16 protein-coding genes are annotated in these 11,903 nt (G+C 49.6%); all 16 read left to right on the top strand.

Annotation, left to right across the window (positions count from 1 at the left end):
• On the top strand, positions 1-419 hold a 419-nt coding region (locus ACOI06_RS09975; protein WP_420662424.1), incomplete at its 5' end, for a Bug family tripartite tricarboxylate transporter substrate binding protein.
• Positions 388-939, top strand: coding sequence for a Bug family tripartite tricarboxylate transporter substrate binding protein (locus ACOI06_RS09970; RefSeq protein ID WP_420662423.1), 552 nt, complete (start codon positions 388-390; stop codon positions 937-939). The genes ACOI06_RS09975 and ACOI06_RS09970, both read left to right, overlap by 32 nt.
• 102 nt (positions 940-1,041) lie before the next feature.
• Positions 1,042-1,269 carry a Fic family protein gene (locus tag ACOI06_RS09965; protein WP_420662422.1) on the top strand — a complete coding sequence of 76 codons (228 nt, stop codon included), beginning with the start codon at positions 1,042-1,044 and terminating at the stop codon, positions 1,267-1,269.
• Positions 1,270-1,326: 57 nt separating this feature from the next.
• Entirely contained in the window at positions 1,327-2,094 is a 768-nt protein-coding gene (locus tag ACOI06_RS09960; RefSeq protein WP_420662421.1) for a Fic family protein, read from the top strand.
• A 176-nt stretch (positions 2,095-2,270) separates the two neighbouring features.
• Positions 2,271-2,705, top strand: a complete 435-nt coding sequence (locus ACOI06_RS09955; RefSeq protein ID WP_420662420.1) for a DUF3597 domain-containing protein — start codon at positions 2,271-2,273, stop codon at positions 2,703-2,705.
• Complete coding sequence (locus tag ACOI06_RS09950) at positions 2,705-3,289, top strand: DUF937 domain-containing protein (RefSeq protein ID WP_420662419.1); 585 nt, start codon at positions 2,705-2,707, stop codon at positions 3,287-3,289. Before ACOI06_RS09955 ends, ACOI06_RS09950 begins: the two co-directional genes overlap by 1 nt.
• A gap of 164 nt (positions 3,290-3,453) precedes the next feature.
• Positions 3,454-4,842 (top strand): F0F1 ATP synthase subunit beta, encoded by a 1,389-nt coding sequence (gene atpD / locus ACOI06_RS09945; RefSeq protein WP_420662418.1) that lies wholly within the window; start codon positions 3,454-3,456, stop codon positions 4,840-4,842.
• Entirely contained in the window at positions 4,832-5,260 is a 429-nt protein-coding gene (locus ACOI06_RS09940) for a F0F1 ATP synthase subunit epsilon (RefSeq protein WP_420662417.1), read from the top strand. Before atpD ends, ACOI06_RS09940 begins: the two co-directional genes overlap by 11 nt.
• Positions 5,257-5,703 (top strand): AtpZ/AtpI family protein, encoded by a 447-nt coding sequence (locus tag ACOI06_RS09935; RefSeq protein WP_420662416.1) that lies wholly within the window; start codon positions 5,257-5,259, stop codon positions 5,701-5,703. The genes ACOI06_RS09940 and ACOI06_RS09935 overlap by 4 nt, the downstream gene beginning before the upstream one ends.
• Entirely contained in the window at positions 5,700-6,023 is a 324-nt protein-coding gene (locus ACOI06_RS09930; protein WP_420662415.1) for an ATP synthase subunit I, read from the top strand. The genes ACOI06_RS09935 and ACOI06_RS09930 overlap by 4 nt, the downstream gene beginning before the upstream one ends.
• A gap of 12 nt (positions 6,024-6,035) precedes the next feature.
• On the top strand, positions 6,036-6,731 hold the full coding sequence (locus tag ACOI06_RS09925; protein WP_420662414.1) for a F0F1 ATP synthase subunit A: 696 nt from the start codon (positions 6,036-6,038) through the stop codon (positions 6,729-6,731).
• The gene (locus ACOI06_RS09920) at positions 6,728-7,006 is read left to right on the top strand and encodes a F0F1 ATP synthase subunit C (protein WP_420662413.1); all 279 of its coding nucleotides are present in this window, start codon (positions 6,728-6,730) and stop codon (positions 7,004-7,006) included. The genes ACOI06_RS09925 and ACOI06_RS09920 overlap by 4 nt, the downstream gene beginning before the upstream one ends.
• A gap of 6 nt (positions 7,007-7,012) precedes the next feature.
• Positions 7,013-7,804: a F0F1 ATP synthase subunit delta gene (locus ACOI06_RS09915; protein WP_420662412.1), complete on the top strand. Its 792-nt coding sequence runs from the start codon at positions 7,013-7,015 to the stop codon at positions 7,802-7,804.
• Positions 7,776-9,320 (top strand): F0F1 ATP synthase subunit alpha, encoded by a 1,545-nt coding sequence (locus ACOI06_RS09910; protein ID WP_420662411.1) that lies wholly within the window; start codon positions 7,776-7,778, stop codon positions 9,318-9,320. Before ACOI06_RS09915 ends, ACOI06_RS09910 begins: the two co-directional genes overlap by 29 nt.
• Positions 9,321-9,331: 11 nt before the next feature.
• The gene (locus ACOI06_RS09905) at positions 9,332-10,204 is read left to right on the top strand and encodes a F0F1 ATP synthase subunit gamma (protein ID WP_420662410.1); all 873 of its coding nucleotides are present in this window, start codon (positions 9,332-9,334) and stop codon (positions 10,202-10,204) included.
• Positions 10,205-10,376: 172 nt separating this feature from the next.
• Complete coding sequence (locus ACOI06_RS09900; RefSeq protein ID WP_420662409.1) at positions 10,377-11,903, top strand: catalase; 1,527 nt, start codon at positions 10,377-10,379, stop codon at positions 11,901-11,903.

The raw sequence follows: 11,903 nt of genomic DNA, 5'->3' as shown, positions 1-11,903 counted from the left end.
TGTTAATGACGGGCACTACAACTCTGGCAGCACAGAACGAGGCCTACCCCAACAAACCGGTCAAAGTCATTGTGCCTATTGCGCCCGGTGGCAGTTCTGACACTATTGCCCGAATCGTGTCTGACAAACTACGCGAAACTTGGGACTCTCCAGTCATTGTTGAAAACATGGCGGGTGCAGGCGGCACCATTGGGGCTTCCAAAGGCGCTCATGCCACGCCTGACGGCTATACCTTAGTCGCCCACGGCGATGCCGTCGTACTGAATCCCATTGTGCGCAAAAATTCGAATTACGAATTGAATGACTTTATTGGGGTCAATCGGTTTGTGGTCAATCCCCAAGTTTTAGTCGTGCATCCAGACTTCGGACCAAAAACGCTCGATGAATATGTTCAATTCGCTAAAAAATCAACCCGATGAAATTCGGCTCGCAATTCCCACACAGGCTGGGATTGGTCATTTGACGCACGCCATGTTAGAGAAAGAGGCAGGCATCAAAGTGACCCACATTCCTTATAAAGGTGGTGGTCCAGCTGCTGTCGACGCACTAGGAGGACACGTTGATGCGCTCATCATTACTTTGGCTGCAGTCACCGAATACATCAAGAACGGTCAGTTAATTCCATTAGCAGTTTCAACACCAGAACGTTCACCACAGTTTCCAGATGTCCCCACTATGGCAGAAGCTGGTTATCCCAACACAGTGGTCGAAAGTTGGCAAGGTATGCTGGCACCCCGGGATACACCTCGCCCAATTGTGGACAAACTTCATCGCGACATCCTAGCCGTCATGAATGATCCAGACGTTCAGAAAAAAGCTGAATCTCTCGGCTTTCGTGTCGCACCCATGGATTCGGTCGATGCCTTTAATGAATGGATTCAGGCTGAATACAAAAAACATGGTCAGACAATTCGTGACGCTGGTATCAGTAGCGAATAACAAGTCAAGCATCAGAGCAACCTCAGATCAGTTGCTCTGATCCAAATCACTTAATTATCTGAACGGCCCGAGTCGCAGCCCGAGTCGCAGCCCGAGTCGAAGTTGCAAGTAGGAATACTGTTGAGCCTTACGAGCGGGGAGTTATCTCGGATCGAAATAGCCACAGCGATTGGACACGCAAGCATTTCTGGTCAGCTAAAAGCGCACATGCTTTCTTTGTTAAAACGTGGCCTAATGGAAATGACTATTCCTAACAAGCCTAGCAGTCGTTTTCAAAAATATCGTTTGACTTCAGATGGCATGCGAGTCGTTCAACAACTTAAAAAATAGTTTCGATCATTCATGGAACTCTTCGATGCTCTGGGTTTTCATTGGGACAGAATGGTTATGCCAACGCTTGTCCCAATTCATCCTAAACAACGAGTTTGCTCTCGTTTTCAAAGAATACTGCCCGTCTTCGTGTGGGATGCTAGTGTGCTTGAAGACAATCCGATCACTTTCCCTGAAATTCAAGCTTTGTTGGCTGGTGTTGTCCTAAGAAGCCGTCAATCATCAGATCAGGAACAAGTCCTTAACCTTGTCCTTAGCGCAAAATATTTACTAAGCCTGATTAATGGTGAGCAATTCGAACTCACCAAAACAACATTTGTTGAACTCCACAATCTTGTGGCCTGTCACGAGGCTTTGGAATGGGGTGTCTTTCGGGGCGAAGGCCAGGAAACAAACTATACGCCTAATGTGGGTTTAGGCGAGTTGGGTCGATACACACCGCTACCCACAGCTACTCAAGCACCAGAGCTGAATCGAGTATTTGAAGAGGGGCTGGTCGTCTTAGAAATCTGTCCGCCTTTTGAAAAAAGCCTTGCTTTCTTTCTGTTTGGCGCCTTACAACCATTCTTTTTCGATGGCAACAAACGGACGTCACGCTTCATGATGAATGGCATCTTGATGTCAAACGGGATTGACGCGATTAACATCCCTGCCAACAAAGCTCATGTTTTTAACGAAAAAATGGTGCGATTTTATCTGACTAAAAACGCCACCGAAATGATGATCTTTCTAGTCGACTGCCACCCCAATGCCGCACAAACCTACGCGCACAATTCAAATTTAAAATTCGCCACACAGCTTGATCATCATCAAACAGAATCATAGCGACTGTCAGGCTAATTACACACAATGTTAGAATCTAAGTAACTATTTACTTAGTGCAGATTTAAATCTTTTTTCAGGTCGTGATGCATTGGTTTTGATGGGTACACACCATCAACGATCTGTTTTTTCGGACTGATTGATTCTGCAATCAGTTATTTCATTAAACTGGAGATCAAATGAGTTTCTTTAACAAAATCCTGACCAAACTCGGTATTGGCGGCAAGGAAGCAGCCGCGCAAACAGTCGATGCGGCACCAGTCAGCGCACCTGAAGCTGCTGCACCCGCAGCACCAGCAGCCACCGCAGCGCCTGCAACTGAAGCCGCTGCAGCGCCCGTACAGGAGGTTCCAATGTTTGACGTCGTGGCTGATTTGGAGAAAAAAGCAGCGGCCAACCCCCAAAAACTCAACTGGCGTACATCCATTGTCGACTTGTTGAAGCTTCTGGATCTCGACAGCAGCCTAACCGCCCGTAAAGAGCTTGCCAACGAACTGGGCTGCCCTGGCGACCTGATGGGTGATTCTGCAAAAATGAATATGTGGCTTCACAAAACGGTACTAGCTAAAATCGCAGCCAATGGTGGCAACATCCCTCAGGATCTGATCTCGTAATGGCCACACAACTTACAGAAATGCTGGCGCAATTTGGTCAATTCGACAACATTGCACAGCAATTGAATGCGTCACCAGCGGATGTCACCCAAGGGGCTGATGCCATGTTGCCCGCCATTCTGGGTGGTTTTAAAAACCTCTTTCAAAACCAAAGTTCTGCTGGTGGCTTGGCTTCTATGGCAGCCGGCTTACTCGGTTCTGCAGGCGGCCTGAAAGGTTTGCTGGGCGGACAATCCAACGAAACTGAACAAGGCAATCAAATCTTGTCCAAAATCTTTGGTTCCGCTGATGTCAGTCGATTGGTTGCACAAACAGCCGCTAACAAAACAGGGTTGGATTTGAGTTTTTTGCTCAAACTACTGCCCTTGTTAACCTCACTGGTTGGCAAAGTTGCCACAGGCCAAGCCGGTGACAACCAGAAAGGCGGTGCTGCAGCTGGATTGGTGAGTGGTTTGCTAGGCAACGTCATGGGTGGTCAGCAACAAGCCGCTACCGGCGGTGGTTTAGAGACTTTGCTGAAACTCGCGGGTAATGGCAATGCGCTCGATGAGATTCTGAATCTCGCGCAACAACCCAAAAGTTAAAACGCATTGAACTGACCTTGGTCCGATGGGCATCACACGCCTATCGGACCATTTTGTTTTTAAAAGAAAACCACCAAAAGCCGTGTAAACGGATAATGGTAGAATTTATAAAGTGTGCAGGTATTTCTACTGCAATTTGATTTCAGGGTATGGAGGCAGTCAGCTTGAAGCAAGCAAACCAACCTCAAGGTGTGGTGATTCGAATCCGCGGTGATGTGGTCGACGTTCGTTTTGAAGGGGAATTGCCACGTATTCAGGATGCCTTGCTTGCACAGGACATCACCCTCGAAGTTGCAGCACTTTTGACACAAGATACAGTTCGCTGCATCGCCTTAGCCCCCGTGCGCGGTCTGGCACTCGGTGCCAACGTGACCAACACAGGCGGCCCTATTGAAGTACCCGTTGGCAACGCCGTCTTAGGCCGAATGCTCAACATGTTTGGCCAACCATTAGACGGCAAGCCAGCCCCCGTGGGCACAGAAAAACGACCTATCCACAGAGATCCACCTGCGCTTCAGAAGCGCAAAGTTCGCGGTGAGGTGATGGTGACTGGGATTAAAGCCATTGACCTGCTCTCACCCATTGAACGAGGCGGCAAAACCGGACTCTTTGGCGGTGCCGGGGTCGGTAAAACCGTCCTCATTAACGAGCTCATCAACAACACGGTGGAACACCACGCAGGGGTCAGTCTGTTCTGTGGGATTGGAGAGCGCTCTCGTGAAGCCGAAGAGCTGTATCGCGAGATGGGCGAAGCCGGTGTTCTCGATAAAACCGTCATGCTCTTTGGGCAGATGAACGAAGCTCCAGGTATTCGTTTTCTGGTGGGTAAGTCAGCGCTCACCATGGCCGAGTACTTTCGGGATGAGATGCATCAGGACGTGCTCTTACTCATAGACAACGTGTTTCGCTTTGTTCAGGCTGGTTCAGAAGTCTCTGGCTTACTCGGTCGAATGCCTTCTCGAGTCGGCTACCAACCCACTCTGGCCACAGAACTTGCTTCACTACAAGAGCGAATCACCTCTACAGAAAATGGCGCAATCACCTCTGTACAAGCCGTTTATGTCCCAGCGGATGACTTTACAGACCCGGCCGCTGTGCATATCTTTTCTCACTTATCAGCCTCAGTGGTGTTGTCCCGTAAACGCGCCAGTGAAGGACTTTACCCAGCCGTCGATCCGATTGCGTCTAACTCGGTCATGTTGACACCTGCCGTGGTCGGACAGCGTCACTACGACATTGCGCGTGATGTTCGCAGCACCCTCGCACAATACGAAGAGTTGCGCGACATTATCGCCATGCTGGGTCTTGAAGAACTGTCTTCTGCGGATCGCGCTGTGGTCGCCAGAGCACGACGTCTAGAACGTTTTTTGACACAACCCTTTCACGTTGCACACACATTTAGTGGCATTGCTGGTGAACGCGTGCCACTGGAACTCACACTGGCAGGTTGTGAACACATTCTGGCACAAGACTTCTTTGAAGATGATGAGACCGACTACTACATGATCGGTGCTTTACCCGAATCACTTGGAGGTGTTCGTCATGGTGCTTAGAGCCACTGACAACACGGTCTCATCCATGAATGTTCGGGTGCGCGTACCAACCAAAGAAATTTTCAATGGCAAGGCCGTTAGCCTTTACGGTGTGGCCAAAGAAGGTGCATTTGGTTTATTGCCCAAACACACGGATTACGTCACAGCACTCGTTCCCAGCGTCCTTATGCTGACTGATGTCTCCAATCAAGCAGTGTTTTTTGGGATTGATCATGGTTTGTTAGTCAAACGAGATGAGATTGTCGATGTTGTGGTTGCACGGGCTGCCATGAGTCATGATTTAGATGAGCTCACACGTACCATTGAGACGATTTTTAAGGCCGTCGATGAGGAAGAGCGCGTTGCACGCACTGCACTGTCACGTCTAGAAGTCAATATCGTGCGTCAACTGGGTCAACTTGGAACATCGAGCCTATGAAGACCGATAACACTTCCCAAAGATCCCAGCCAGACAATTCGTCGGTCCAAGAAATTGCCCGCAAAGCGCAACGCCTGCATCACAGTCGAACGAATCCCACATTAAGTCCTTTACGGGGACTGGGGGCTTTTGGTGTGATTGGCTGGTCAGTGGCTGTGCCAACCGTGGCCGGTGCTTTACTCGGAATCTGGCTCGACAAGGCCTACCCACAATCCTTCTCCTGGCCAGTGGCACTTATTTTAGGTGGGATTGTGCTGGGCGTGATGGTGGCTTGGGAATGGATCGCCAGACAACAACGTGAAGAAGAACGAGAGGCGCAACACATACGATCTACTTCTGAAGCGCAGAAACAAACCTCGGCTTCTAAAGACGCTGCTTCAGAAGTCATCATTGCGAGACAAACAAACTCTCAAGAAAAAGCAGGCAAGGAGCTCAAATCATGAATGTGTCCATGTCTGAAAGCTTCCAATTGGCCAGCATGATGCCTGCGCTTATCGTAGGTTTATTGGTGGGTTTAATTGCCAGTTTTGTTTTTTTTAAAGGACTGGCTTTTGGGATGCAAAAAGCTTTGCAGTCGTCACGACCTGCACCTATTTTATTGATAAGTTTTTTAATTCGCACCCTGGTTTTACTCGGGCTCGGTTGGGGTTTGATTCAAGTCTTTCAACCTGCTTGGGCATTACTAGGGTATGCGATTGCTTTTTTTATAGTACGTTTTGTGATGGTACGTCGCGCGAAGCACGTTGCCACACAACGCATTTGATGGATTCACCGTATGGAACTTACCCCAGACAAAACCATCGTCTTTGAACTCGGCATGCTACGCCTAAATGCCACGATCTTCTATACTTGGATCGTCATGGCCATCCTTGTAGTCGGTAGCTGGTTGATCACCCGTCGCTTACGCAGCGATGTCGCCCCAGGACGCTGGCGTAACGCCCTTGAAGTGATTGTTTTACTCATTGAAGATCAAATCAAATCAATCACCCACACCGGCACCCGAAAGATTCTGTATTTTTCTGGCACCCTATTTTTGTTTATTGCCGCTTCTAACATCTTGTCTATTGTGCCGGGATTTAAGTCACCAGCCGGTTCACTCTCCACGACAGCGGCACTGACTATCGCGGTTTTATTGGCAGTCCCGCTTTTTGGGGTAGCTCATGGGGGTTTGCGCCAATATCTCGCTAAATTTGTGCAACCTTCAATTGTGATTTTGCCTTTCAATCTAATCGGTGAAGTCTCTAAAGCACTGTCTTTATCGATTCGTCTCTACGGAAACATCATGAGCGGCGCCATGATTGCGGCGATTTTGTTGGGCGTGACACCCTTTTTGTTTCCGATCATTATGGATTTATTCGGTTTACTGGTCGGTATCATCCAAGCCTACGTTTTTTCTATTCTGGCAACGGTTTATATTGCCGCAGCCATGACCGAATCTGAAAACAACTCACCTGCGGAGGAACATTTGTGAGCGAACTTAGTCTGATTGCATTAATTTCTATTTTGACGGCCGGCCTGACGGTCGCCATCGGTTCATTTGGCGCGGCCATGGGTGAAGGTCGTGCTGCGGCGGCTGCCATGTCAGCCATTGCGCAGCAACCTGATGCGGCGCCCACGCTTTCCCGCACGCTCTTTGTGAGTTTGGCGATGGTGGAGTCTTCAGCGATTTACTGTTTTGTGGTGGCTCTGATTCTGATTTTTGCCAATCCTTTCTGGGATAGCGTCGTTCAGGCAGTTGGGGGGTAATCATTCATGTCGATAGACTGGATTACAGTCATTGCGCAACTGATTAACTTTCTAGTCCTAATCTGGTTGCTACGCCGTTTTTTGTACCGCCCTATTCTGGATGGCATCGATGCCCGTGAAGCCCAGATTGCCAAGCGTATTCAGGATGCCGATGCAGCACACCAACAAGCTTTGGAAGATCAAAAACGTTACCAAAGCCTTTATCACAAGGTTTCCGAGGAACGTGATCAAGCAATTAGCGACGCCCTCACCAGCACCCGCAAAGAACGCGATCAGCTCATGGCGCAAGCTCGTAAAGCCATGGAAAGCGAACAGCAACAATGGCGCAGTCAAATGGATGCGGAGCGCCAAGACTTTTTGCAACGCTTACATAGAGCCAGTGCTTTAACGCTCAGCGAAATGACTCGCAAAGTTCTGCGTGATCTGGCCGATCAAAGCCTAGAAAATGCCATTGCCCGCCATTTTTCGCACAAGTTAAATACTTTGACAGATGAATTGCGTGCAGCCGCTGGCTCTCATCATGAGGGGCACTTGATTACTCACGAGCCACTCAATGGTCAAACACAGTCTGAACTCAAAGCTCAACTCAATCAGCTGTTGCCCGGGTTGACATGGCAATTTACAACCGATGCAGAGCAAACCCCCGGCATCATTTTGCAAGTGGGTGGTGCACGAATCGACTGGACACTCGACAGTTACATGGATGAGTTCGACAAGATGATCGCCCAAAGCCATGTGGCCAATGTCACCGTACCCTCATCTGCGACGAATGAAGAAAACACATCTGATGATCGATGACAAACAAATCGCCTTTGATGAATGGCGAGACGCACTTTTAAAGACTCCCGCGCCTGAACCTGTCTTAACTGAAGCAGGCATCGTCACCGAAGTCGCCGATGGCGTCGCCATCGTGACCGGATTAGCACGTGCACTGGCGGATGAATTGCTGGTTTTTGCGGGTGGCACGCAAGGTATTGTGCTTGATCTTGAACCCGGACGTCTTGGGGTAATTTTGCTAGGTCCATCCCAGAGCATCCAAGTGGGTGAACATGTCTATCGCACCCAACAAGTCGTGAGCACACCTGTGGGTGAAGGTTTGCTGGGTCGTGTGGTCGATGCCCTCGGAAAACCGCTAGACGGACTTGGCCCAATTGTGCGCGTTATGCGCCAACCCGTCGAAGTCAATGCGCCTAGCGTGTTGGAACGCAAACCCGTCTCCAGACCCCTGGCAACAGGTATCAAAGCTGTGGATGCGGCGATCCCAATCGGATTGGGACAACGCCAGCTTATTATTGGCGACCGTCAGACGGGTAAAACATCGCTGGCAGTGGACACCATCCTCAATCAAAAGCATTCCGACATTATCAGTATTTACTGTGCCATCGGACAGCGGGGAGATGCTGTGGCACGCGTCATTCAAGCGTTGACTGATGCCGATGTCTTGTCTAAATGCATTGTCATCAATACTGGTGATGAAGAAGCGCCAGGTCTGGCGCACATTGCACCATATTGCGCGATGACGATGGCGGAATACTTTGCGGCGCAAGGCAAAGATGTCTTATTAGTGATCGATGATCTGACACACCATGCCCGTGCTTATCGGGAACTGTCTTTATTGTTGCGTCGCCCACCTGGTCGTGAGGCTTTTCCTGGCGATATTTTCTATGTTCACGCGCGTTTACTAGAGCGCTCAGGTCAGTGGAGTGACGCTCTGGGCGCAGGTTCCATCACCACCTTACCCATTGTTGAAACCGAAGCAGAAAACCTCTCTGCATATATTCCCACCAACCTAATTTCCATCACCGACGGCCAAGTCTATCTATCGCCTGCCCTGGTTCATAAAAATCAGTTTCCTGCCGTCGATTTAGGTTTATCTGTTTCCCGTGTGGGTGGTAAAGCACAAAACCGAAGCTTGCGTACTTTGTCTGGAAACCTGCGAGTCATGCTGGCTCAGTTCGAGGAATTAGAAGACTTTGCACGATTTGGAACCCGACTTGATGACAACGTGCGTGCCCGTTTGAAACGCGGTAACGCCGTGCGTCAGGCACTGCGTCAGGGCGAACGTGATCCCATGTCGACGCTAGAGCAGCTCATTGTGTTGCAGTCTGCCCTCGAAGGTCTCTTTGATGATTTGTCCGAATCTGAAATCATTGAAGCCATGAATACGATTCGTGCAGCCGCACGCCGTGAGCTTAAGACGTTGGGTAAAGAGGTTCGCGACAATGCGCAACTGTCTTCAGAGGCACAAGTCCTTTTGTTAGATGTGGCTCGCCAAGCGCTAGAAGGCGTGACACCCCCTGAAGATTTAAATTAAGAGGCTCATTGGTGTCTCAGAATCTGGAACAACTCACCCGGCAAGCGCAAGTCCTCAGTAGTATCCGAGGGATTGTGCGCACCATGAAAACGCTTGCAGCCATTAATGCACCACCTTATGAGCAAGCTGCCGTCTCGATTGAAGCGTTTCATGATGCCGTGCGTGCCGGATTACAGGCCTACGCGTGGTGTGCACCGACCCAACAACAAAACCGGGGTATCAACGCCCAGAGTCGTCACATCCTCGTGGCATTTGGTTCGGATCACGGGTTTTGTGGAAACTACAACGAGCTTGTGGCCAATCAGATTCAGGATTACCGCACGCAACGCGATGCAGACAATCTCAGTATCTTGTGTATCGGTGCCAAATTACAAAACGCTCTATATGAGCATCGCATTCCCATTTTGGAGCGCTTAACGCCACCGGCTTCAGTTGATGGTTTAGGGCGACTCGCCAGTGAAATCGTCACTCGTATTCAAGCACTCACCGCACAAACAGGGTTTGAAACTGCCACGGTGGATCTGATTTATACACACCGTATCGAACATGCCGGTCGTGAGCCGATTACGCAAGCTTTGCTGCCCCTCAATCCATCGTTGCTACAAGCCCCGCAGCGCTGGCCTTCACGCTCTTTACCCAAACTGGGTTTAACGCCACCCAAACTGCTCAGTGCTTTACTGCAAAACCATCTGTTTGCCAGTATCTTTCAGGCGGCAGCTCAAGCCATGGTCACAGAAAATGCAGCACGCTTGGCCATCATGCAGCAGGCTGAACAAAGTGTCGATGAACGACTTGAAGCCGTACAACGTGAGATTTCGAATCAACGTCAAGATGCCATTACTCAGGAACTGATGGATATCTTGATTGGTCATACGCCTGAATGAGAATGCTTCCAACAAAACCTGAATCAAGTCACTCAGAATTCTTTTCATGTAATACTGTGGTTAAGAACGGTTTCACTACATTGTGCCATAGACACTTTCCGAATCAATAAAGCGTCTATGGCGTTGAATCAGTCACGCATGGCTGATGAATTAAAACAAGGAGAGCACCAACATGACAGACAAATCCAAATGTCCCGTCACACACCTCACGACAGATTTTGGCGCACCCGTCGCCAACAACCGCGATAGCCTAACCGCTGGTCCACGTGGGCCTTTACTAGCACAAGACAATTGGTTGAACGAAAAACTGGCCAGTTTTGTGCGTGAAGTCATTCCTGAGCGTCGTATGCATGCCAAAGGTTCAGGCGCTTTCGGTACTTTTACCGTCACTCACGACATTACTCAATACACCTGTGCAGATATTTTTAGCAAAGTGGGTAAAAAGACTGAAATGTTTGCCCGCTTCACCACAGTCGCAGGCGAGCGTGGTGCAGCCGATGCAGAGCGCGACATCCGTGGTTTTGCGCTGAAGTTTTATACAGAACAAGGCAACTGGGACATGGTTGGCAACAACACACCCGTCTTTTTTATGCGTGATCCACGCCAGTTCCCAGATCTGAACAAAGCCGTCAAGCGTGATCCACACACTAACTTGCGCAACGCCACCAACAACTGGGACTTCTGGACGCTCGTGCCTGAATCCTTGCACCAAGTCACCATCACCATGAGCGACCGCGGCATTCCTGCCAGCTATCGCCACATGCACGGCTTTAGCTCCCATACGTATAGCTTCTGGAATAGCAAAGGCGAACGTTTCTGGGTCAAGATGCACTTTAAGACACAGCAAGGCATTCAGAATCTGACCGATCAAGAAGCCGCCAAGTTGATTGGCGAATGTCGTGAAAGCAGCCAACGCGACCTCTTTGATGCCATTGAGCGTGGCGACTATCCAAAATGGACCATGTATGTTCAGATCATGCCTGAACTCGAAGCTGAAAAAGTGCCTTACCACCCATTTGACCTGACCAAAGTCTGGCCACACAAAGACTATCCACTGATCGAAGTGGGTGAGTTTGAACTCAATCGCAATCCAGAAAACTTCTTCCTGGATGTCGAGCAATCTGCCTTCTCACCCAGCAACCTCGTACCAGGTATCGGTGTGAGTCCAGACCGCATGCTGCAAGCTCGTCTCTTTAACTATGCCGATGCACAACGCTACCGTTTGGGGACCAACTACCAGCAGATTCCAGTGAACAAAGCTCGCTGCCCGGTCTTTAGTAATCACCGTGACGGTTATGGTCGTGTGGATTCTAACTACGGTTCACGCCCACATTACGAGCCCAACAGCTTTAATCAGTGGCAAGCACAACCTGAATTTACTGAGCCACCCCTGCGTTTAAGTGGTGAAGCAAAACACTGGTCATTCGACAAAGAAGACAACAATTACTTCGATCAGCCCGGACAACTGTTTCGACTGATGACCCCGGAGCAGCAAGAAGCCTTGTTCGGTAATACCGCCCGTGCGATGGGTGATGCCGTGGAGTTTGTGAAATTCCGCCACATCCGTAACTGTCACGCAGCTGATCCAGCATACGGTGCAGGTGTCGCCAAAGCATTGGGCATTGATCTGGATAAAGCACTGGCTTCGAAGAAAGATGATCCTATGTTTGGTAATCCGTTGGTCGCACTCCCCGCCTAA

It is taken from the genome of Orrella sp. 11846, assembly GCF_048820935.1.
Classification (GTDB): domain Bacteria; phylum Pseudomonadota; class Gammaproteobacteria; order Burkholderiales; family Burkholderiaceae_B; genus Algicoccus.
The sequence above is the reverse complement of the archived record's forward strand: the minus strand, read 5'-3'. Positions and strand labels throughout refer to the sequence as shown.

Excerpts from the sequence above, each read along its gene's own strand:
- ACOI06_RS09970 (WP_420662423.1), top strand. The coding sequence starts at position 388 with ATGTTCAATTCGCTAAAAAATCAACCCGATGAAATTCGGCTCGCAATT.
- ACOI06_RS09960 (WP_420662421.1), top strand. The coding sequence starts at position 1,327 with ATGCCAACGCTTGTCCCAATTCATCCTAAACAACGAGTTTGCTCTCGT.
- ACOI06_RS09955 (WP_420662420.1), top strand. The coding sequence starts at position 2,271 with ATGAGTTTCTTTAACAAAATCCTGACCAAACTCGGTATTGGCGGCAAG.
- ACOI06_RS09950 (WP_420662419.1), top strand. The coding sequence starts at position 2,705 with ATGGCCACACAACTTACAGAAATGCTGGCGCAATTTGGTCAATTCGAC.
- ACOI06_RS09940 (WP_420662417.1), top strand. The coding sequence starts at position 4,832 with ATGGTGCTTAGAGCCACTGACAACACGGTCTCATCCATGAATGTTCGG.
- ACOI06_RS09935 (WP_420662416.1), top strand. The coding sequence starts at position 5,257 with ATGAAGACCGATAACACTTCCCAAAGATCCCAGCCAGACAATTCGTCG.
- ACOI06_RS09930 (WP_420662415.1), top strand. The coding sequence starts at position 5,700 with ATGAATGTGTCCATGTCTGAAAGCTTCCAATTGGCCAGCATGATGCCT.
- ACOI06_RS09925 (WP_420662414.1), top strand. The coding sequence starts at position 6,036 with ATGGAACTTACCCCAGACAAAACCATCGTCTTTGAACTCGGCATGCTA.
- ACOI06_RS09915 (WP_420662412.1), top strand. The coding sequence starts at position 7,013 with ATGTCGATAGACTGGATTACAGTCATTGCGCAACTGATTAACTTTCTA.
- ACOI06_RS09910 (WP_420662411.1), top strand. The coding sequence starts at position 7,776 with ATGAAGAAAACACATCTGATGATCGATGACAAACAAATCGCCTTTGAT.
- ACOI06_RS09900 (WP_420662409.1), top strand. The coding sequence starts at position 10,377 with ATGACAGACAAATCCAAATGTCCCGTCACACACCTCACGACAGATTTT.